Origin of the sequence: Sulfuricella denitrificans skB26 (assembly GCF_000297055.2) — a bacterium.
Taxonomy (GTDB): Bacteria; Pseudomonadota; Gammaproteobacteria; order Burkholderiales; family Sulfuricellaceae; genus Sulfuricella; species Sulfuricella denitrificans.
In genome coordinates, this window is record NC_022357.1 from 764,911 (window position 1) to 784,527 (window position 19,617).

Sequence of the window (19,617 nt, forward strand, 5' to 3'; positions counted from 1 at the left end):
GAGATGAGCATGGGAACAAGAATCACGATTGATCCGATCACCCGGATTGAGGGCCACCTCAGAATCGATTGCCAGGTGGACGGCGGAAAAGTCACCAAATCCTGGGCTTCCGGCCAGATGTGGCGTGGCGTCGAGGAGATCCTGCTGGGGCGTGATCCGCGCGATGCCTGGGCGATCACCCAGCGCATCTGCGGTGTGTGTACTACGGTGCATGCTATCGCCTCGGTGCGTGCGGTGGAAAATGCCCTGAACCTGGAAGTGCCGCTCAACGCCCAGTACATCCGCAACCTGATCATCACGGCCCACGCTATTCATGACCATATCGTGCACTTTTATCACCTCTCCGCGCTGGATTGGGTGGACGTGACTTCCGCGCTCAAGGGTGACCCGGCCAAGACCGCGCTGTTGGCCGAGAGCTTGTCCACCTGGAGCGGCAACAGCCAGCAGGAGTTCACCAAGGTCAAGGAGCGGCTCAGCGGTTTTGTCGGCACCGGCCAGCTGGGCATTTTTACCAACGGCTACTGGGGGCACCCGGCGATGAAATTGTCGCCCGAGGTGAACCTGCTGGCGGTGACGCACTACCTGCAGGCACTCGATGTGCAGCGCAAGGCCAACAAGATCGTTGCCGTTCTCGGTTCGAAAACGCCGCACATCCAGAACATGGCGGTGGGCGGCGTGGCTAACCCGATCGCGCTGGATTCGCAATCTGTCCTGACGGTGGAACGCCTGCTGGCGATCAAAACCTGGATCGACGAACTGGCGGATTTTGTCAAGAATGTTTATCTGGTTGACGTGGCGGCAATCGGTGCATTTTATGCAGACTGGACCCAGATCGGTACTGGTATCACCGATTATCTTTCGGTGCCGGATATCCCGCTCGACACCAAGGGCACGCAATTCGCCCTGCCCGGCGGCTACATTCCCGGCGGCGACCTGTCCAAGTTCCACGCGATCAAGAGCTTCAGCGATCCGTATTTCCGCGATGGTGTCGAGGAAAGCGTCAAGCATGCCTGGTACAAAGGCGGCAAGGGCGCATTGCATCCCTACAAGGGTGAAACCGTACCTGAATACACCGACTTCCAGGACAACGGAAAATACTCCTGGGTCAAGTCGCCCACCTTCTACAGCAAACCGGCCCAGGTTGGCCCGCTGGCACGGGTTCTGGCGATGGTGGCGGCCAATTATGAGCCTGCCGTCAAATACGTCACCCAGACCCTCGATCTGGTCGGTACGATTGCAAAGACCAAGGTGCCGGTGGCGGCACTACATTCCACTATCGGCAGACATGCTGCCCGCGCTGTGTCGTGCGCGTTACAGGTCGATGTGCTGGGAAGCCAGTGGCAGATGCTGGTGGACAACATCGCCAAGGGCGACGTGAAAACCTTCAACAAGCCGGTATTTCCGAAAGGCGAAATCAGTGGCGTCGGTTTCCACGAAGCGCCACGCGGCGTGCTGTCGCACTGGGTAGTGATCAAGGATGGCAAGATCACCAACTACCAGGCGGTCGTGCCGACTACCTGGAATGCCGCGCCGCGCAACGAGAACGATGCTATCGGACCGTATGAAGCGTCGCTCCTGAACACCCCTGTGGCCGATCCGGAGCGCCCGCTCGAAGTGCTGCGCACCGTGCACTCCTTCGACCCATGTCTGGCCTGTGCCGTGCATGTGCTCGACGACGAGCAGCGCGAGGTGGTGAAAGTCAAGGTGCTTTAAATGCGGTGAGGAGTAAGGGGTTAGGAGTGAGGAGGAAAGTCAGAAGCCGCCGAACTCCCGGTTTTACTCCTCACGCCTCACTCTTCGCTCCTCACTCTGGGTTGAAATATTATGCGCATAATCATTCTTGGTGTCGGCAACATCCTGCTTTCCGACGAAGGTATCGGGGTGCGTGCGGTCGAGTCGCTCAAGCGCGAATACCGCCTGCCGCAGGGAGTGGAAGTGATCGACGGCGGCACCTCGGCGATGGAGATGCTCGACGACATCGCCTGTGTCGATCATCTGATCATCGTCGACGCGGTGCGCAGCGGCAAGCCACCGGGCACCATGGTGAGAATCGCTGGCGACGCGGTGCCGGTGTTCTTCAAAACCAAGCTGTCGCCGCACCAGATCGGCTTGTCCGACGTGCTGGCCACGCTCGTTCTGACCGGAGAGCAGCCGGGTGGCGTGACCGTGATCGGGGTGGAACCTAACTCTCTGGCCACCGGTATGGCGTTGACACCGCAGATCGAGGCGCTGTTGCCGAAAGTGGTGGCGCAGCTGGTTGAAGAGTTGCGGCAACACGGCATGGCAGCTGAACGTGTCGAGGAGGAGGTGGCCTGATGTGCATGGCGATCCCCTCACGCATCGTCGAACTGGTCGGTGAAATGGCCACGGTCGAGGCCTTCGGAGAATTGCGCAGCATCAGCCTGATGTTGATGAACGACGAGGTTGCCCTCGGTGACTATGTGCTGGTGCAGGCCGGCGGCTTCGCCTACGATCGCGTCGAGCATCAGGTCGCGCAGGAAGCGCTGCAAATTTTGGGTCGGGTGGTGGGTTTGCCACAGGCTTAATGTCGGGTCTTTTCGGTTATGATTGAGTTGGCCGGCATGGCCAACTTTTTTGTCAGACCTTGTGAATCTCGAAGCTAAAATCCACATCAAATTGCACTGGGATGGACGGCGCATCTGCCGGGCAGAACTACAGCCACGTCCGCTGGTGAGGGCGACCGAACTGGTGCGGGGCAAGCCGGCCGGGCAGGCGGCGGTCGTGATCCCCATGCTGTTCAGTATTTGCGGCAAGGCGCAGGGCGCGGCTGCTGCCGTGGCATTGGCGTTCGCTCAGGGGGGCGAGCCGGCCCATGCCGCGAAGTGGGAACGGCTGGTGCTGGCCGAGGCGCTGCAGGAGTTGCTGTGGCGATTCCTGCTGGATTTGCCAAAAGCCATGGGTGGCCAGGGTAATGCTGCCCTGCTGGCCTCATTGCGCAAGAGCCTGGCGCAGGCTGCGGCAGGCCAGGACGAGGCGACCTGGCAAACGTTTGCGGTGCAAGCTGAAACGGCGCTGAGCCAAGCCATCCTCGCTATGCCTGTCGCCGACTGGCGAAAATTAACCGACCTTGAGCAGTTATCGGAATGGCTGCACCGGGCCGATACCGAAACTGCGAGCAACCTGCTGGAACTATGGAACGGTGCGGGCCGCTGGGGTGACGGTGGGGCTGTCTTGATGCCAGCCGCCAGCCGCGAACGGATACTGAACGAGGTGCTGCCCGGCTTGGAGAGCGATGAGAATTTTGCTCAGCGTCCCCATTGGCAGGGGCGGGTGATGGAAACCGGATCCCCGGCGCGGCTACAAACGCATCCCGTGCTGGTGCAACTCCTGCGGCAGGAGGGAGTGTCGATTCTGGTCCGTTTCCTGGCGCGTCTGTTCGAGATAGTGGAGTTGCTCGACTGGCTGCGCGAGCCGGCGACAAAGCCGCACTGGGTGCAGGGGGCTGCGCTGGGGCAGGGTATCGGACTGGCTTGGGTGCAGACCGCGCGTGGCCTGCTGTTGCATCGTGCAGAACTGGACGGGCAGGGCGACGTGGTGGATTACCGCATCGTTGCGCCCACCGAATGGAATTTTCATCCGGCTGGCGCCTGCGTCAAAGCGTTGACGGGAAAACCCGCGACCAGCGCCGATGAGGCGCGGCGCGGCGCCGAACTGCTGGTGCAGGCGCTGGACCCCTGTGTCGCCTATACGATTGAGGTGGAGCATGCATGAAATGTCCCTCGCCCAGGGGGTGCTGCAGGTGATCGAAGACAGTGCCCGGTCCAACGCCTTTACCCGAGTGAAGACGGTGTGGCTGGAGATCGGCGAATTGTCCGGGGCGGATGTCGAGGCGATGCGGTTTTGCTTCGATGCAGTGGTCAAGGGCACGCTGGCGGAGGGTGCCCAGTTGGAGGTTATCGCAACCGAAGGACAGGGGCGTTGTCTCACTTGTGGCCAAACTGTTCATATCCAGCTACGCTATGAGCCTTGCCCTCTGTGTGGCTGTTATCCCGTTGAACCGACCGGTGGGCTGGAGATGAAGGTCAAGGAACTCGAAGTGGAATAAAGGAGAATTCAAATGTGTACAACTTGCGGCTGCGGTCAAGGCGAAACGAAAATCGATGGCGAAGAGCATGCCCATGCTTACGTTCATGTCCATGAACATGGCAGTCTGTTGCAAGGCCGCCCTCATGCGCACACCAGCCGCATGGTTCAAGTCGAGCAGGATATTCTTGCCAAAAATAATCAGTACGCGTCAGCCAACCGTAGTCGTTTCGCCGAACACGGCATCTTCGCTCTCAACCTGGTGTCGAGTCCTGGCTCCGGCAAGACCTCGCTGCTCACCCGTACTATCGAACGGTTCAAGGATAAGGCCCGGATTGCGGTGATCGAGGGTGATCAGCAGACCAGCCTCGACGCCGACCGTATTCGCGCCACCGGCGTGTCCGCGGTTCAGATCAATACCGGCAAGGGGTGTCATCTCGATGCCCACATGGTGGGTCATGCAATGGAGAAACTTGCACTGGCCGACGACAGTCTGCTGTTGATCGAAAACGTCGGCAATCTGGTTTGCCCGGCAGCCTTCGATCTGGGCGAGGCGCACAAGGTAGCGATCCTGTCAGTGACGGAGGGCGAGGACAAGCCACTGAAATACCCGGACATGTTTGCTGCAGCCGAGGTGATGCTGCTTAATAAAGTGGACTTGCTGCCCTACCTGAGTTTCAACGTGCCGCTGTGTATCGAGTACGCGCGTCGGGTCAACCCCTATATCCGTGTCATTCTCACCTCGGCGGTCAGCGGCGAGGGGATGGATGAATGGCGGGAATGGATAGCGGCGGGCATGGAGCAGGCGGCTGAACAGAAAGCCAATGAGGTGGATACTTTGAAGCGCAGGGTTGCCACACTGGAGGCTGAGCTGAAAAAAGTGTGGAGTGAGGGTAGGGGGTGAGGTGTGGGGAGCAAGGAACCCCTTCTCGATAGCCGAGATTTTTCGCCCTGTGCAGTGCGTATCCGTGTTCGTGGTCAGGTGCAGGGAGTGGGGTTTCGTCCTTTCGTCTACCGTCTGGCCCTGGAGTTGGAACTGAGCGGGTGGGTGCTGAACGACGCCGACGGCGTGGAAATCGAGGCGCAGGGTGATGGGGCGGCACTGGAGACATTGCTGAGCCGGCTGAAAAATGATGCACCCGACCTGGCGCAAGTGGATGAGGTGAGTGCGGTATCGGTCGAGGTTTTGCCGCGACTCGGTTTCGCCATTCTGGAAAGCCGCTCCGGCCACGCCCATACTGGCATCACGCCCGATGCCGCCATCTGTCCGGCCTGCCTCTCTGAAATTTTTGATCCCGCAAACCGGCGCTACCGTTACCCCTTTACCAATTGCACTCACTGCGGTCCGCGTTACACCATCACTCGCCATCTTCCCTACGACCGTCCCAACACCAGCATGGCGAAGTTCGCCCTGTGTCCGGCCTGCCGGCGCGAATATGACGATCCGCTGGACCGTCGCTTTCACGCCCAGCCTAATGCCTGTGCGGTATGTGGGCCGCGCCTGACCTTACTGGAAAAAGACGGGCAGCTGATCGAAAGTGACGACCCGATTGCCGAAACGGTGAGGCGCCTGCGCGCAGGGCAGATCCTGGCGATCAAGGGTATCGGCGGTTTCCACCTGATGTGCGATGCGCGCAATGCCGAAACCGTGGCACGCCTGCGCCAACGCAAGCAGCGCGAGGGAAAACCGTTCGCGGTAATGCTGGCTGGCATCGCTTCGATTGCGCCATGGGTCATTTGCGGTGAAAGCGAGCGGCAATTGCTGGAAGCGCGCGAACGGCCCATCGTGTTGTTGCAAAAACTGCCGGGATGCGACGCCGCCATGCCGGGTGTGGCGCCCGGCATGGCGGAACTGGGCGTGTTGCTGCCCTATGCGCCGCTGCATTATTTGCTGTTTCACGAGGCGGCCGGCCGACCGACCGGTACTGCATGGCTGGCGGCACCTCATGCTCTGGCGCTGGTCTGCACTTCGGCCAACCCCGGCGGCGAACCGCTGGTGACCGACAATGCCGAGGCGCTACGGCGGCTCTCCGCCATTGCCGATGCATTCGTGATGCATGACCGCGAGATTGTGGTGGGGTGCGACGATTCTGTGGTGAGGGTGCACAAAAAAGCTCCCTCCCCCTTGATGGGGGAGGGTTGGGGAGAGGGTGAACGCGCCGCAACCCCTCTCCCTAACCCTCTCCCGCAAGGGGAGAGGGGGCAAACGGCGCTGGCGCGGGTTGGTTTCATTCGTCGTGCTCGCGGCTACACCCCACGCGCCATCAAGTTGCCGAGGGCGGGGCGTTCGGTGCTGGCCTGCGGTGGTTGGTTCAAGAACACCATCTGCCTGACTCGCGGCGATGAAGCGTTCGTTTCTCAGCACATTGGCGATCTGGACAACGCCGCTACCTGCCGGTCGCTGGCGGACACGGTTCAGCATTTGATGGGCGTGCTGGAAATCGAGCCGGAGGTCGTCGTCCATGATTTGCACCCGGATTTTTTCAGCACCTCCTTCGCGGTGGGCTTTGCGCGGCAGCACGGTCTACCTGTGTTCGGCGTACAGCACCATCATGCGCATATCGCTTCGGTCATGGCGGAGCATGGGCTGGCCGGTCCGATATTAGGGCTGACGCTGGATGGGGTGGGCCTGGGTACAGATGGCACTGCCTGGGGCGGCGAGTTGCTGCGAGTGGACGGGGCGCGTTTTGAACGTCTGGGCCATCTGAAGGAACTGGCGCTGCCCGGCGGTGACCGCGCTGCGCGCGAACCCTGGCGCATGGCAGCGAGCGCCCTGAATGCGCTGGGCAGGGATGAGGAAATCGAACGCCGGTTTTTGCATTCAGCTGCCACGGCGGTACGTGAGATGCTGGAGAAGAACTTAAATTGCCCGACTACTTCCAGTTGCGGTCGCTTGTTTGATGCCGCCGCCGGGTTGCTCGGCGTGCGTGAAATCTCCGCATTCGAAGGCCAGGCGGCAATGCTGCTTGAAGGGCTGGCGCAGGCTCATGGCCCGGTTGCGCCGATGAATGCGGGATATATCATGCAAGGCAGTGTGCTGAATTTCCTGCCGCTGCTCGAACGTTTGGCAGATACCGATGATGCCGGGTTCGGGGCCGCATTGTTTCACTCTACGCTGGCGCATGGCTTGGCGGAATGGGTGATGGCGGCAAGGGGAAGAACGGAATTAAATGAGGTGGTGCTGGGCGGAGGGTGTTTCCTGAATGCCGTCTTGCGAGTCGAATTATCCCGGCTATTGAACTTGAGTCCGTTAACGCTTTACCATGCACAGGATGTGCCTCCCAACGACGGGGGTTTGAGCCTTGGTCAGGCATGGGTTGCAATGCAAGAGTTTCCCTGTTGAAACAGGGACCAAAAAATATCTAGGCTGGAAGGGGTTTATTATGTGCCTGGCAATCCCGGCGCGAGTGGCTGAGCTTCAGGAAAACGATACCGCCATGGTGGAACTGGGTGGTGTGCGCAAGCAAATTTCCCTCGCTCTTGTCGATGGCGTCAGTGTGGGGGATTACGTTATCGTGCATGTCGGCTATGCGTTAAACCGACTCGATCCGGATGAGGCGGCCAAGACGCTGGCTCTGTTCGCGGAAATAGGCGAGGGGATTGCCCCTGAATTCCTTACCCCTTCCGCCTCATCAGAATGAAATACATCGACGAGTTCCGCGACGGCCAGCTTGCCCAGAAACTGGCTGCTGACATCCGCCGTGAGGCGCGGTCTGACCGGGCTTATGGTCTGATGGAGTTTTGTGGGGGCCACACCCACGCCATTTTCCGTTACGGCGTTCAGGGTCTGTTGCCCGACAATATCAACATGATCCATGGCCCCGGTTGCCCGGTGTGCGTGCTGCCGATCGGCAGGGTGGATAGCGCCATCGAACTGGCGTATAGACCCAACGTTATTCTGTGTACTTATGGTGACATGTTGCGCGTACCCGGTTCGAACCGGGTCAGCCTGCTCAAGGCCAAGGCGGGCGGGGCGGATGTTCGCATGATCTACTCCAGCGCAGATGCGCTGAAAATCGCACAGGAAAATCCGGACAAACAGGTGGTGTTTTTCGCCATCGGTTTCGAAACCACCACTCCACCCACGGCAGTGGCGATCCTGCAGGCGGCGACAATGGACCTGGCCAACTTCTCGGTGTTTTCCAACCACGTGCTGACCCCCGCTGCCATCTCCGCCATCATGGGGAGCGGAGAAGCCAGGGTGGATGGCGTGGTCGGTCCGGCGCACGTTTCCACCGTGATCGGCAGTCGGCCCTACGAGCTGTTTGCGGAGCAGTACCACATGCCGGTGGTGATTGCCGGCTTCGAGCCGCTCGACGTGATGCAGGCAATCCTGATGCTGGTGCGGCAGCTCAATGAAGGCCGCGCCGAGGTGGAAAATGAGTTTTCCCGCGCAGTGACGCGCGATGGCAACCTCAAGGCGCAGGCCATGGTGGCGGAGGTGTTCGAACTGCGCAAGACCTTCGAGTGGCGCGGCCTCGGATGGGTGCCCGACAGCGGCCTGCAAATTCGGGAAAAATATGTGGCGTACGATGCGGAAAAACGTTTCGAATTACCTTATCAGTCTGTCGCCGATCACCCTGCATGCGAATGCAGTGCCATCATCCGCGGCGTGAAGAAACCGCTCGACTGCAAGGTGTTCGGTACGGTGTGCACGCCGGACAATCCGATTGGCTCGTGCATGGTGTCGTCGGAAGGGGCGTGTGCGGCGTATTACACGTATGGGCGGTATAAAGAAAGTCGTTAACCCCTTCTCTGCGGTAAAAAAACAGGAATTAAACATGACCAAACCCAGAACTGGTTACATCCGCCCGCTTGATCTGAAAAACGGCCAGGTCGATATGACCCACGGCAGCGGCGGCCGTGCCATGGCGCAGTTGATCGAGGAGCTGTTTCTGACTGCTTTCGACAATGAATACCTGCGCCAGATGAATGACCAGGCGAGTTTTCAGATTCCGGCGGGGCGTATGGTGATGGCCACCGACAGTCATGTGGTCTCACCGCTGTTCTTCCCCGGCGGCGACATCGGCTGCCTGTCGGTGCACGGCACCATCAACGACGTGGCCATGGCAGGCGCCGTGCCGCTTTATCTTTCCGCCAGTTTCATCCTGGAGGAAGGCTTCCCGCTCGCCGATCTCGCGCGTATCGTCGAATCCATGGCAAATGCATCCAGGCAAGCGGGCGTGCCTATCGTGACCGGCGATACCAAGGTGGTGGAGCGCAACAAGGGCGATGGCGTATTCATCACGACCACCGGGGTGGGAATCGTGCCGCATGGGGTCAATATTTCCGGCGACCTTGCCCGCCCGGGAGATGCGATCATTGTCAGCGGTACCGTGGGTGACCACGGCGTGGCGATTCTTTCTGTGAGGGAGAATTTGAGCTTCGGCACTTCAATCCAGTCGGACACCGCCGCCCTGCATGGGCTAGTGGCGGCTATGGTTGCAGCGGTGCCCGGCATCCACGTGCTACGCGACCCCACTCGCGGCGGGCTCGCCACCACGCTGAATGAAATCGCGCGCCAGTCGGGGGTCGGCATGATGCTGCGTGAGACCAATTTGCCTATCCGCACCGAGGTCAGGGCAGCCTGTGAATTTCTGGGTCTGGACCCACTTTATTCCGCCAATGAAGGCAAGCTGGTGGTTATTTGCCGGCAAGAGGATGCAGATGCGTTGTTAGAGGCGATGCGCACCCACCCGCTGGGCCAGGATGCAGCGTTGATCGGCGAGGTGATTGAGGACGATCACCACTTCGTGCAGATGGAAACTGCCTTCGGCGGGCGGCGCATTGTGGATTGGCTGACGGGGGAGCAATTGCCTAGGATTTGCTGAAAGCGGGGGTCTCCGTTCGACCCTGAAGAGACGCTCGAGCTTTGCAAAAGCAGATATTCAAGAACTGAACCTAGAAATTAAAACAGCGACCCAAGGCCGCCGTTATCGTGAACAAAAGGCTTTTTAAGCTGCTTTACGCCGCGCCACACCGACTAAGCTCAGAAGGCCAGACCCTAGCAACCAAGCAGCAGTCGGAACTGGCACAGGCGCAGTATTTGCATAGATATTTAGATTACTCGCGGTCGTTCCAATTGGATTGGAATAGAGCGTTTTCATTACGTCAAATGCATGCGAACTCATGGCGTCACCACCGAAACCTAGTGGATCATTGTCCGTTAACCAGTTTCCAAATCCATCAAAATGCGATCCAAATCCCATAGCATGAAAAAACTCGTGAATTACAATATCGCTATCGAGTTGGTCACCGGCAATCATTGATGTACCCAAATTCACATATAGCTTGGTAGAAATTGTTCCATTCGCCTGATAGAAGTTCCATGGATAGTTAGGCATGTTTGGTCCAGCGGAAACATTGGCCACATTTCGCCTGTCATCTGGTGTGTAGATTACGTACGATGTACCCAAACTTACTATCACCCCACGATTGATTTGAGCATCCGGCGTTAATGCGATTGATTGGGTATCAAATAGCTGCATGCCAAGCACTCTCTCAATCGTTTGAATAGCCTCAGCGGCTTTGGTCGAACCATTCAGTTTTACAGGGATCAAGTTGCCTGGTGAGATATCCCAACGCTTAATTTCCCAATTCGTAGAGGACGCATTTGGCTGTCCATTCCACGGAAATGTTGCTGTACTGAGATTCGTGGTTGCCAAATCGTTCAGTACCGACTGCTGATCAAGAGAGAGTGATGCAGCTCCAGAAACACCTGAGATAAGAAGATTAAGAGTAAAGGCATAAGAAAGAACAGTGAATTTTTTCATTTTTATTTTTCCGGATTGAGTTGTATTTAGATATTTGCAAACGCAATTGCTGCCACACGTTCTCGAACGTGGTAGCTCCAGTTAATCACTATGCAGCTTCAATTTACAGACATATGCACAGCGACCCTAAGGTCGCTGTTATTGTAAGGGTGGGACTCTTTAAGCGGCTTTGCGTAGCGCCACACCTACCAAGCTTAGCAACCCCGAGCCGAGAAGCCACGCTGCCGCAGGAACCGGGACGGTAGCGACTTGTCCGTCTCGAACCGCCAAGGCGTACATACTGGCGCCATTATAGAAATTGTCTTGGAAGCCGACGTAATAATTGCCGGTGAAAGTGAAACCAAGCTCAGTACTTGGTGCCGGCGCGTACACCGTACTGGACCAGTAGCTGCCATAGGCTGACGGAAAGTTCTGGAACAGGTTGTAATTGTCATTGTGCGTCGTGGTCAGGTCTTGATGCGCTACGCCACCCAATCCATTGTAAAACAGATGGCCCATTTCGCTGCCGGCGCAGTTATAGCCATAACAAGCAGCATCGCTAGTGGGCAAACGCCAGTTATGGTAGCCCAGATAGTTGGCGGCGTTCATGGCGCCGATCCAGTTCTGTGCGGTGTTCAAGTTCATGATGCCGGCTTGCAATGGGTACTGGATTCCGTCAGCGATTCCGCTTACGCCAAAGGTATTGGTCGCGGCCAAGTTTATGTTGGCTAACCAGGTGACATTAAGATCGGTGTCGTTGACAACTTGGCCACCTAGGGCCGAGATCAGTGTAGCGTTAGCGCCAGTTGCAGTGAATAGGCCAACACTGATGGCAGCAACAAGAAGCAGGCTTTGCGTGATTTTCAATTGTTTCTCCAATTTGGAAATAGGTTAGTTGATTTTGATGCTGAACATGCCTGCTTAAGATTCACCGGCTAGCCCATATTGACCACACAAATTTAAGAGTGAAGTCATTGGGTGAGCTTAAAGCAATTACCATGCCATTGTATTTCATACGCATAAAAACAATGTCATATGAAAATAGCATTCAAAGCCAAAGAAAAAAAGTGTAAATATTCCCGACAAATTACCTGAATTACGTTTGAGTGTCCGCAATGGAGCAAATTCTCATGCGACTACTTTTGGCACAACGCATACGGAGAGCAAGATTAATTCTGAAAATAGAATGCCTGTTTTTGAAAGTGATTAGCCTTCAATCAATTTTCTAACCACGGCATTAAACGGGGATATCCACTCCGCCGCAAACTGGTTGTCGCAGGCATTCACTTCCGCGATAGCGCGCAGCATCGAACGGCCATGGCCACGATGAGTATGCTTCAGCATCACGGCTTCAAAAGCGTCGACGATCGCCAGGATCTTTGCGCCCGGGCAGATGGCATCTGATTTCAGGCCCTTTGGGTAACCCGCGCCATCCGGCATTTCATGGTGCTGTGCCACTATCTCGGCGGCGGGTTTCCAGCCTTCCATCCGTTCCAGTATTCCGGCCCCGTAACCGGGGTGTGCGTGCATGGCTTTCTTGTCATCCTCATTCAGTCGCCCCAGTTTGTTCAGCCACATCCCTTCGGGCAGAAACATCATCCCGACGTCGTGCATGTAGGCCGCGGCTTCCAGTTGAATCGGGTCGACCGGTTTTCCTGCGGCCTTGTTGGTATCCAGGGCAAGGCGAAGAATCCGGGCGCTACGTCCCTGAAAGTAGGTTGAGCGGCTCTCGAATTGCTGCGCAATCGAAAGGAAGAAGCGCAGGTCCAAGGCAATGCTTTCCTGGCTGCGCGAGATCGCCGACTTTTGCAGTGTGCCGCGCAGCGTCGCCATGGTGGGGCGAAATCCGGTGACTGATTCGATGACGCCGCTGATGGCGATGTCGAGTTGGTTTTGCGGAGTCTGGCTTAAGTTTTCCAGTCCCTGAACCAGCTTGACGAGCTGCAATTGGGTGATGGGTTTCCCTGCGGCCAAAGCTTCTACAGCCAATTCCAGACGATCTATCGTCAGCAGGATGATTTCGCCTAGCAATTCGGTGAAGCGCAGTTTTCCTGTGCGCAGGTGCCCCATCAGGGTTTCGAGTGGATGGCTGATGATGACGCCCATATCCACCTTGCACAAGGCGGCGTCGCCCTTGATGTTGTGCAGAATGCGGAACAGATTGTCGATGATTTGCTTGTCGTCAGGCGATTGCTTGAGCCGGGCTACATCCTGCTCGACCTTGGGGGCGAGGTCGGACAAGTCTTCCAGGTAGTCATTCAGCGCTTGGCGGTCAAATATTTGCGGCTGGGTAAGGGCTTGAAGATTTGCCATTTTGACTCTCTTTGAAATAGTATTTAATACGGGCGACGGAGTAATATGAGGTTAGCCCGCTTTTCATGACCACCGTTATACTGAAAATTCCGTGCCTAACTGTTGGTTTTTAGGAACACATACATCTATTTTATTAAAAAATACAAGAAAGTTATGGTATTAGGTTAAATACATGTAGTATAAACTTAGATAAACTTTTTAGTGTCTTGTTTATAAATCATACTTATGGCACCTGTCGCCTCACCATTGATCCAGAGTCTGGAGACTTCAAGTCTTCCTTCCTTGCCGCACGTGTTATTGCGGGTGCTGGACGCGTGCAATAGTAACGAGACCTCGTTTAGCGCAATTGCGGAAATCATCAACAAGGATGCTGCGCTCAGTTCCAAGGTCATTGGCGCGAGCAGTTCCGCTCTGTACGGCAAGCCAAACAAAATAACGGCATTCGAACAAAAACTGGTCATGCTTGGCCTTGATATGGTCAGAACCATTGCCATCAGCTCTTCGGTTTATCAGGTCTTCAGCAATATCAGCAGCAGTAGTCCTGAATTTGACATGAAGTCCTTTTGGGGCCGTTCATTGACCTCCGCCACCTTGGCCAAACTCATCGCCCAGGAAACCGATTATCCCCATCCGGAGGAGGCGTATCTCACCGGACTTCTGCTCGATGTGGGCCAGTTGGTGTTGTGGAGCAACTTTCCCAAGCAGTATGCCATGCTCTCAGTCGGTGTCGTGGACGATCTCCAACTCATGCAGCGGGAAACGGAAGAAATCGGAAGCAATCATTGCGAAGTGGGGGCATGGCTGGCAGGTAGCTGGCACCTGAATTCATTCATGGCGGACGCGGTGCTCTATCATCATGTGCTGGCATCAAGAGTCGCCGATGCGCACCCGTTGATCAGGATTGCGCATGTGGCCAACAGCATGAGCCTGGTCAACCCCGATGACGAGGAGATGCTGGCGGACGGGGCTGCGTTGTTGGGAATCACACCGGCAGACTCCCGGAGGATGATCGCCAAGGCCAGGGAACTGGTCACCAAGATTGCACTGTCACTTGAGATCGAGATCGATATAGGCACCGGTGAAGATGGCGCCACGCCCGAAAAGCCGGATCAGGACAAATTCCATCAGAAAAAGATGCAGCTTGCTCTGGAGGTGCGGGACATTGCCCTGGTTGACGGTATTGTACTGGGTGTTACCGCCGCTCCGCCCTCACTGGATGGCATTCTGTTGGCCATTCAACGCTCGCTGCATATCCTGTTCGGTTTTCAAAATATTATTTTTTTCCTCCGTGACCGGGAATCCGGAGCTCTTCATGGGAAGAGCCTGGCCTGGCAGCACGACCTGGTCAATGAAATGGTTATCCCTCCGAAGAGGGGGAACAGCATCGTTACCGATGTGCTATTCGTCCGGTCAGCCTACAGTTCATTCGTTTCCGGGGACAACGGGACCTTGACCGTGCTGGACGACCAGATAGCCCGGTTGATGCAGGCAGAAGGGTTTTACTGTCAGCCCCTGATTTCGCAGGATACTCTTGTTGGTACCATGTTGTTCGGGCTTGCCAAGGTTCAGTTGCCGCATGTTGAGAAGCAGCGCAAGCTGATTTCGATGTTCGCCCAGCAAGCCTCCCAGACCTTGGCTGCATGGCATGTGGACAACGAGCAGGTGCAGCGCACCGAGTTCGAGGTGATGACCGCTTCGCGGGCCAAGGCCAGGCAGGTTGTGCACGAAGCCAATAATCCGCTCAGCATCATAAAAAACTACATCAAGCTGTTGAGCGTGAAGCTGCCGCAGGAAGACACGGTCCAAGGAGACTTGGCGATCATCAGGGAAGAAATAGATCGCGTCACCAAGATCATCAGACAGGTTACCGAGGTGACCGAAGTCTATGCGAGCCCGCTGGAGGAATTGAACGTCAATAGCGTGATTCAAGACTTGTATAAAATCTTTTTTGAGTCTCTGTTTGCGCAACATCAAATAACCGCGCAAACCCAGCTTGATCCGTCGCTGCCGAGTATTGTGGCTGACCGGGACAAGTTGAAGCAGGTGCTGATCAACCTGATGAAGAACGCGGCGGAGAGCATGCAGGAAGGTGGGTTGCTGCTCATCTCCACGCGTGGGAAAATCATCCGCGACGGCAACGAATATATTGAAATTTCACTCGTGGACAACGGCCCCGGAATCCCCAAGCATATTATGGCGGATCTGTTCAAGCCGGTCACCAGTACCAAGGGGAAAGGACACGCAGGCCTGGGTCTCTTGATTGTGAAAAACCTGGTCGACGAATTGAAAGGCAGGATTTTCTGCCAGAGCAATGAAATATCGGGTACTGCTTTTCAGATACTTTTACCCGTACCGGCAAAGGTGGTGTTGATGGATCGGTGATTCGTCGCCTTTCGGCTCGCACCGTATTTCGGTAGATCAGGGATCTGACGCTGGCGAGGATGCAAAATGATGGAGCTTGAACTATGAGTGTCGTATTGGCTGAACAACCATTGATATTGGTTGTGGATGATGAGTTGCATCTGCGCAACAGTCTGAGCGCCCTGCTTGGTCTTCATGGTTTTGCAACTGTAACCGCGGATGGAGGGCGCGCAGCTATCGAGCTTCTCCAGAGCCAGCAATTCGATCTCGTCCTGCTGGATCTTTTTATGGCGGATGTGGATGGACTTCAGGTCATGGATGCCATTATCGAGCATCGGATCGATACTTGCGTCATTGTCGTCAGTGGCGATGTTTCCATAGACTCTGCCATTAGCGCCCTGCGCCATGGTGCCTACGACTTCCTGAGAAAACCCTACGAGCCGGATGAACTGCTTCTGAAGATCGAGAATGCCCTTATCAAGCGCCGTCTGGAAAAAGAAAACAAAGCCATGAACCTCCAGTTGGGGGAGTCAGAGCGCTGGTACCGTTACATGGTTAACAGCTCGCCGGACATTATCTATACGCTGGATGGCAATGGCCGCTTCACCTTTCTTAATGACCGTGTGGAACCGTTGCTGGGCTATCGCAAGGAAAGCCTGATCGGTCAGCATTATTCAGCTCTCGTCTATCTCGAAGATCTGGAATCTGCCCGTTATATCCTGAACGAAAAGAGGGTTGGCGATCGTGCGTCCCGCAATATGGAACTCAGGGTTCGCCACAATATCGAGTCGAAACTGCTAACTCTGGAGTTCAGTTCTTTCGGAATGTACCAAGAAGGCGTGACAGACCAGCCCGCCAGGCACGTGGGTACCTATGGTGTGGCGAAGGATGTCACTGAAAGAAAGAAGGCCGAGCAGATTATCAGCTACCAGGCTTATCATGATCAGCTCACCGGGCTTGCCAACCGGATCTTGTTCAAGGATCACCTGGACCTGGCGATTGCCCAGGCTAAACGCAACCAGAAAATGCTGGCCGTGATGTTTCTGGATGTGGACCGCTTCAAGGTTGTTAACGACACGCTGGGCCATGTAATTGGCGACAATCTGTTAAAAAAAGTGGCATCGCGGCTCAAGGGTTGTTTGCGCGAGGGGGATACGCTGGCCCGTCAGGGTGGGGACGAGTTTACTCTGCTTCTTCCCCAGATCGAAGATCGGGAAGATGCCATGCGAACGGCGGAGAAAATGATCAAGTCGTTTGACGTTCCATTCCAGATTGAAGGGCATGAGCTCTACGTAACCATTAGCATTGGGGTTGCGCTTTATCCTGCAGATGGGGAATTCATTGACGTCCTCATCAAGAATGCGGATATCGCCATGTATGACAGCAAGGCGAAAGGCAGGAACCGTTACCAGCTCTACTCCGGCAATATGAATGTGTCATTTGCAGAGAAGCTTTCCATTGAAATGCAGATGCGGAAAGCGATCGACAGGAAGGAGTTTCAGGTTTTTTATCAACCTCAGATTTGTGTCAGCACGGGCATGATTTCCGGTATGGAGGCTTTGGTGAGATGGTCATCGCCTCTCCATGGTAGCCTGTCTCCGCTGGAATTTATTCCGCTGGCAGAAGAAACCGGCCTCATCCTCTCCATCGGGGAGTTCGTGTTAAGGTCTACATGCAAGCAGGCCATGCTGTGGAAAAATGCCGGCCTGCCGCCGATGAGAATGGCAGTGAATATCTCCTCACTGCAGATTGAACAGGATGGATTTTGCGATTGCATTACGCAGTTATTGCAGGAATACCATCTGGACGGTTCTATGCTTGAACTGGAGGTCACTGAAGGCGCGTTGCTGAGCGATGGCGAGCAGATGATTGCAAAACTTAAAATGCTGTCGAGCATGGGAATAAAAATCGCGCTGGATGACTTCGGTACCGGTTATTCATCCTTGAGTTACTTGCAGAAATTTCCCATCGACACTATCAAGATCGACCAGTCTTTTGTGCGTGGGCTCCCCAGCGACCCGAATAATGTTTCTATCGTGACTGCAATTTGCGCCATGGCGCATGGGCTCAAGATGAATTTGATCGCAGAAGGGGTGGAGAAACCCGAACAGCTCAGATTTTTGCACTCTCTCGATTGCAACGAAGCACAGGGATTCCTGTTTAGCAAGCCGCTACCAGGCAATGAAATTACTGGGCTGTTGATGAGAAATGGCCCGTTGGCGCCCCCCGCATTTTATTCAGGCCAATCTGAATCAAACATTCAGACTCATAGAGTCGGTTAACAGATTCCTAGGCGAAACGCCCATGCAGATATTGGATGATATCGGCGGACTCGTACATCCACTGGCTATTGCCCAGTTCATCTGTGATTTTCAGGCAGGGTACCTTGATCTGGCCGCCACCCTGCAATAACGCTTCACGATTCTGCTGATCTGTTTGCGCATCACGTAATTCAATGTTAAGTGACAAGCGACTGATTTCTTTCCGGACTTTGATGCAAAATGGGCAGGTCTTGAATTGGTAGAGGATCAGTCCCCGGCTTTGCAGGTCAACCTGGCGTTGTTCTTCGGGCTGGCGCGCAACGCCCTTCGGTGTGGTCACGATCTCCCAAAGTAGAATGAAAGGACCGATAACGACTCTCAGGGTGCGGAAGAAAATTTTGAAGACCCATTTCATGGCGAATTACCTAGTGTAGAGAGAAGATGAAAGCATAGGCGGCCTCAAATGAAAAGGGCTAGTCATTGCTGACTAACCCTTTGGATTTCTTGGTAGGCCGTGCCAGATTCGAACTGGCGACCAACGGATTAAAAGTCCGCTGCTCTACCGGCTGAGCTAACGACCCCCGAAAAACAGCGATTATGCCGTGGCATGCGTTTGCTGTCAAGAGCGAGGCCCCGTCCAGCGGGGCCTCGTGATGTTAATGCCTTGATTAAATCAGCCTTCTTGCATCATTCTCCAGTACTGATATTTCATTGTGGAGGCGCAGCCTGCAATGATGGCCAGCAGAGTAATGATGGAGCCGACCGCTAGAGTGGATACCCCGGTCACCCCCTGGCCGATGGTGCAACCCATTGCCAGAACGCCGCCGAAACCCATCAGGATGGCGCCTACGAAGTGATTGAAGAAATCTTTCACCGAGACAAACCATTCGATACGGAAGTTTCTGCTAATCAGGGACCATAGCAAAGACCCGAGGATCACGCCGGCAACCGACATAACGCCGAAAGTCAGCGCTGTGAGCTTGAAGCCGGCCATAGCGTAGCCAAGAGTCTGGCCCATGGGGTTGATGAAGGTAAAGGATTGCGCTGAGAGAGGGCGGCTGTCTGCGGGTTTCAGATCTTCCGGTTTGGCGTACATGTCCCATTGCTCGGCGACGAAGTTTTGCAGGGAGAAGGGCTGTCCGTCGGCACTCATCATTACGTTGCTGGTGACGTACCAGGCTGCCAGTACGGCCAGGCCCACTACCAGGCCACCCAGGATATTGTCGAAATTGCTGCGGAAATCGGCGGATATGAATGCAAATCCGATGAGACCCAGTGCAAGTATGCTGCCGATCGCCAGTCGTGGTGTTGCGGCGTTGCCGCTGCCGGCGATGATAGCGCCCAGATCCTGGTTGGTTTGCAGGGTGACGGCGAGAGGACGTATCCAGTCGTAAAAAAATACGGTAAACAGCGTTTTGTCCGAGCCCGGGAATGGATTGACCATGTAGTAGGCGATGACCGCGATGATGGCCAGGACCATGATGGATTTGAGGTTGCCACCACCGATGCGAACCAGGGTTTTGTTGCCGCAACCGGAGGCGAGGGTCATGCCGACGCCGAACATCAGTCCGCCCAGCAGGTTTTCGGCCCAGACCAGCTGATTTGCACGGTAGGGCGGGAAGGTGGAGGCCAGTTTGACGAGGCCGCTGGCTTCGAGGATCGCCACGCCCAGCATCGCCACCGCAATTGCAAATAGCCAGGCACGCAGACGGCCTGTGTCGCCCATGTTAACCCAGTCGGAAACCGCACCCATGGTGCAGAAATTGGTTTTGTTTACGAGCGCCCCCATGGTCAGGGCGATGCCAAAGGTGACCCAAAGAAAAAACGATTGGGCTTGCGCAAAGTTCTCAAAAACCATCTGTTTGTCCTCTTATCAAGTTATTTAT

Annotated in this window: 17 protein-coding genes and 1 tRNA gene; 12 read left to right on the forward strand and 6 right to left on the reverse strand. The window is 55.7% G+C overall.

From position 1 onward, the window contains the following. Positions 1-9: 9 nt before the first annotated feature. The 10 genes from SCD_RS03795 (at position 10) to hypE (ending at position 9,875) form a co-directional block, all read left to right on the forward strand. Entirely contained in the window at positions 10-1,713 is a 1,704-nt protein-coding gene (locus SCD_RS03795) for a nickel-dependent hydrogenase large subunit (RefSeq protein ID WP_009206448.1), read from the forward strand. 111 nt (positions 1,714-1,824) lie between these two features. Beyond that, positions 1,825-2,316 carry a HyaD/HybD family hydrogenase maturation endopeptidase gene (locus SCD_RS03800; RefSeq protein WP_009206447.1) on the forward strand — a complete coding sequence of 164 codons (492 nt, stop codon included), beginning with the start codon at positions 1,825-1,827 and terminating at the stop codon, positions 2,314-2,316. After that, complete coding sequence (locus SCD_RS03805; RefSeq protein WP_009206446.1) at positions 2,316-2,546, forward strand: HypC/HybG/HupF family hydrogenase formation chaperone; 231 nt, start codon at positions 2,316-2,318, stop codon at positions 2,544-2,546. Before SCD_RS03800 ends, SCD_RS03805 begins: the two co-directional genes overlap by 1 nt. Before the next feature lie 61 nt (positions 2,547-2,607). Then, entirely contained in the window at positions 2,608-3,732 is a 1,125-nt protein-coding gene (locus SCD_RS03810; RefSeq protein WP_009206445.1) for a hypothetical protein, read from the forward strand. Continuing rightward, positions 3,725-4,066, forward strand: coding sequence for a hydrogenase maturation nickel metallochaperone HypA (gene hypA / locus SCD_RS03815; RefSeq protein WP_009206444.1), 342 nt, complete (start codon positions 3,725-3,727; stop codon positions 4,064-4,066). Before SCD_RS03810 ends, hypA begins: the two co-directional genes overlap by 8 nt. Positions 4,067-4,078: 12 nt before the next feature. Further along, complete coding sequence (gene hypB / locus SCD_RS03820) at positions 4,079-4,948, forward strand: hydrogenase nickel incorporation protein HypB (protein ID WP_009206443.1); 870 nt, start codon at positions 4,079-4,081, stop codon at positions 4,946-4,948. A 3-nt stretch (positions 4,949-4,951) separates the two neighbouring features. Next, positions 4,952-7,387, forward strand: coding sequence for a carbamoyltransferase HypF (locus SCD_RS03825; RefSeq protein WP_009206442.1), 2,436 nt, complete (start codon positions 4,952-4,954; stop codon positions 7,385-7,387). A 40-nt stretch (positions 7,388-7,427) separates the two neighbouring features. After that, complete coding sequence (locus tag SCD_RS03830; RefSeq protein ID WP_009206441.1) at positions 7,428-7,685, forward strand: HypC/HybG/HupF family hydrogenase formation chaperone; 258 nt, start codon at positions 7,428-7,430, stop codon at positions 7,683-7,685. Beyond that, on the forward strand, positions 7,682-8,791 hold the full coding sequence (hypD, locus tag SCD_RS03835) for a hydrogenase formation protein HypD (RefSeq protein ID WP_009206440.1): 1,110 nt from the start codon (positions 7,682-7,684) through the stop codon (positions 8,789-8,791). The genes SCD_RS03830 and hypD overlap by 4 nt, the downstream gene beginning before the upstream one ends. Before the next feature lie 34 nt (positions 8,792-8,825). Then, the gene (hypE, locus tag SCD_RS03840; protein WP_009206439.1) at positions 8,826-9,875 is read left to right on the forward strand and encodes a hydrogenase expression/formation protein HypE; all 1,050 of its coding nucleotides are present in this window, start codon (positions 8,826-8,828) and stop codon (positions 9,873-9,875) included. Positions 9,876-9,998: 123 nt separating this feature from the next. Here the strand turns inward: hypE and SCD_RS03845 are convergent, their stop codons facing one another. From SCD_RS03845 to SCD_RS03855, 3 genes are all read right to left on the reverse strand, one after another. Next, entirely contained in the window at positions 9,999-10,817 is an 819-nt protein-coding gene (locus tag SCD_RS03845; RefSeq protein WP_009206438.1) for a hypothetical protein, read from the reverse strand. Between the two features lie 159 nt (positions 10,818-10,976). Next, positions 10,977-11,663 carry an Lcl domain-containing protein gene (locus tag SCD_RS03850; RefSeq protein ID WP_009206437.1) on the reverse strand — a complete coding sequence of 229 codons (687 nt, stop codon included), beginning with the start codon at positions 11,661-11,663 and terminating at the stop codon, positions 10,977-10,979. A gap of 339 nt (positions 11,664-12,002) precedes the next feature. Then, positions 12,003-13,109 (reverse strand): HD-GYP domain-containing protein, encoded by a 1,107-nt coding sequence (locus SCD_RS03855; protein WP_009206436.1) that lies wholly within the window; start codon positions 13,107-13,109, stop codon positions 12,003-12,005. 225 nt (positions 13,110-13,334) lie between these two features. Between SCD_RS03855 and SCD_RS03860 the strand changes: the two genes are divergently transcribed. Both SCD_RS03860 and SCD_RS03865 read left to right on the forward strand, forming a co-directional pair. Beyond that, the gene (locus SCD_RS03860) at positions 13,335-15,491 is read left to right on the forward strand and encodes an HDOD domain-containing protein (protein WP_009206435.1); all 2,157 of its coding nucleotides are present in this window, start codon (positions 13,335-13,337) and stop codon (positions 15,489-15,491) included. Between the two features lie 83 nt (positions 15,492-15,574). Continuing rightward, positions 15,575-17,752: a putative bifunctional diguanylate cyclase/phosphodiesterase gene (locus tag SCD_RS03865; RefSeq protein WP_041673312.1), complete on the forward strand. Its 2,178-nt coding sequence runs from the start codon at positions 15,575-15,577 to the stop codon at positions 17,750-17,752. A gap of 7 nt (positions 17,753-17,759) precedes the next feature. On the opposite strand, the gene SCD_RS03870 is transcribed toward SCD_RS03865, so the two are convergent. The 3 genes from SCD_RS03870 to SCD_RS03880 all read right to left on the reverse strand — a co-directional run bounded on the left by SCD_RS03870 (position 17,760) and on the right by SCD_RS03880 (position 19,589). Further along, positions 17,760-18,146, reverse strand: coding sequence for a glutaredoxin family protein (locus SCD_RS03870; RefSeq protein WP_009206432.1), 387 nt, complete (start codon positions 18,144-18,146; stop codon positions 17,760-17,762). A 90-nt stretch (positions 18,147-18,236) separates the two neighbouring features. After that, positions 18,237-18,312 (reverse strand) — tRNA-Lys (locus SCD_RS03875). 92 nt (positions 18,313-18,404) lie between these two features. Further along, on the reverse strand, positions 18,405-19,589 hold the full coding sequence (locus SCD_RS03880; RefSeq protein WP_009206431.1) for a YeeE/YedE family protein: 1,185 nt from the start codon (positions 19,587-19,589) through the stop codon (positions 18,405-18,407). Between the last annotated feature and the right edge of the window lie 28 nt (positions 19,590-19,617).

Bases quoted from the DNA above. Each gene is read 5' to 3' on its own strand.
- SCD_RS03870 (WP_009206432.1), bottom strand. From the start codon at position 18,146: ATGAAATGGGTCTTCAAAATTTTCTTCCGCACCCTGAGAGTCGTTATC.
- SCD_RS03830 (WP_009206441.1), top strand. From the start codon at position 7,428: ATGTGCCTGGCAATCCCGGCGCGAGTGGCTGAGCTTCAGGAAAACGAT.
- hypB (WP_009206443.1), top strand. From the start codon at position 4,079: ATGTGTACAACTTGCGGCTGCGGTCAAGGCGAAACGAAAATCGATGGC.
- hypA (WP_009206444.1), top strand. From the start codon at position 3,725: ATGCATGAAATGTCCCTCGCCCAGGGGGTGCTGCAGGTGATCGAAGAC.
- SCD_RS03860 (WP_009206435.1), top strand. From the start codon at position 13,335: ATGGCACCTGTCGCCTCACCATTGATCCAGAGTCTGGAGACTTCAAGT.
- SCD_RS03855 (WP_009206436.1), bottom strand. From the start codon at position 13,109: ATGGCAAATCTTCAAGCCCTTACCCAGCCGCAAATATTTGACCGCCAA.
- SCD_RS03805 (WP_009206446.1), top strand. From the start codon at position 2,316: ATGTGCATGGCGATCCCCTCACGCATCGTCGAACTGGTCGGTGAAATG.
- SCD_RS03880 (WP_009206431.1), bottom strand. From the start codon at position 19,589: ATGGTTTTTGAGAACTTTGCGCAAGCCCAATCGTTTTTTCTTTGGGTC.
- SCD_RS03800 (WP_009206447.1), top strand. From the start codon at position 1,825: ATGCGCATAATCATTCTTGGTGTCGGCAACATCCTGCTTTCCGACGAA.
- hypE (WP_009206439.1), top strand. From the start codon at position 8,826: ATGACCAAACCCAGAACTGGTTACATCCGCCCGCTTGATCTGAAAAAC.
- SCD_RS03865 (WP_041673312.1), top strand. From the start codon at position 15,575: ATGAGTGTCGTATTGGCTGAACAACCATTGATATTGGTTGTGGATGAT.
- SCD_RS03845 (WP_009206438.1), bottom strand. From the start codon at position 10,817: ATGAAAAAATTCACTGTTCTTTCTTATGCCTTTACTCTTAATCTTCTT.
- hypD (WP_009206440.1), top strand. From the start codon at position 7,682: ATGAAATACATCGACGAGTTCCGCGACGGCCAGCTTGCCCAGAAACTG.
- SCD_RS03795 (WP_009206448.1), top strand. From the start codon at position 10: ATGGGAACAAGAATCACGATTGATCCGATCACCCGGATTGAGGGCCAC.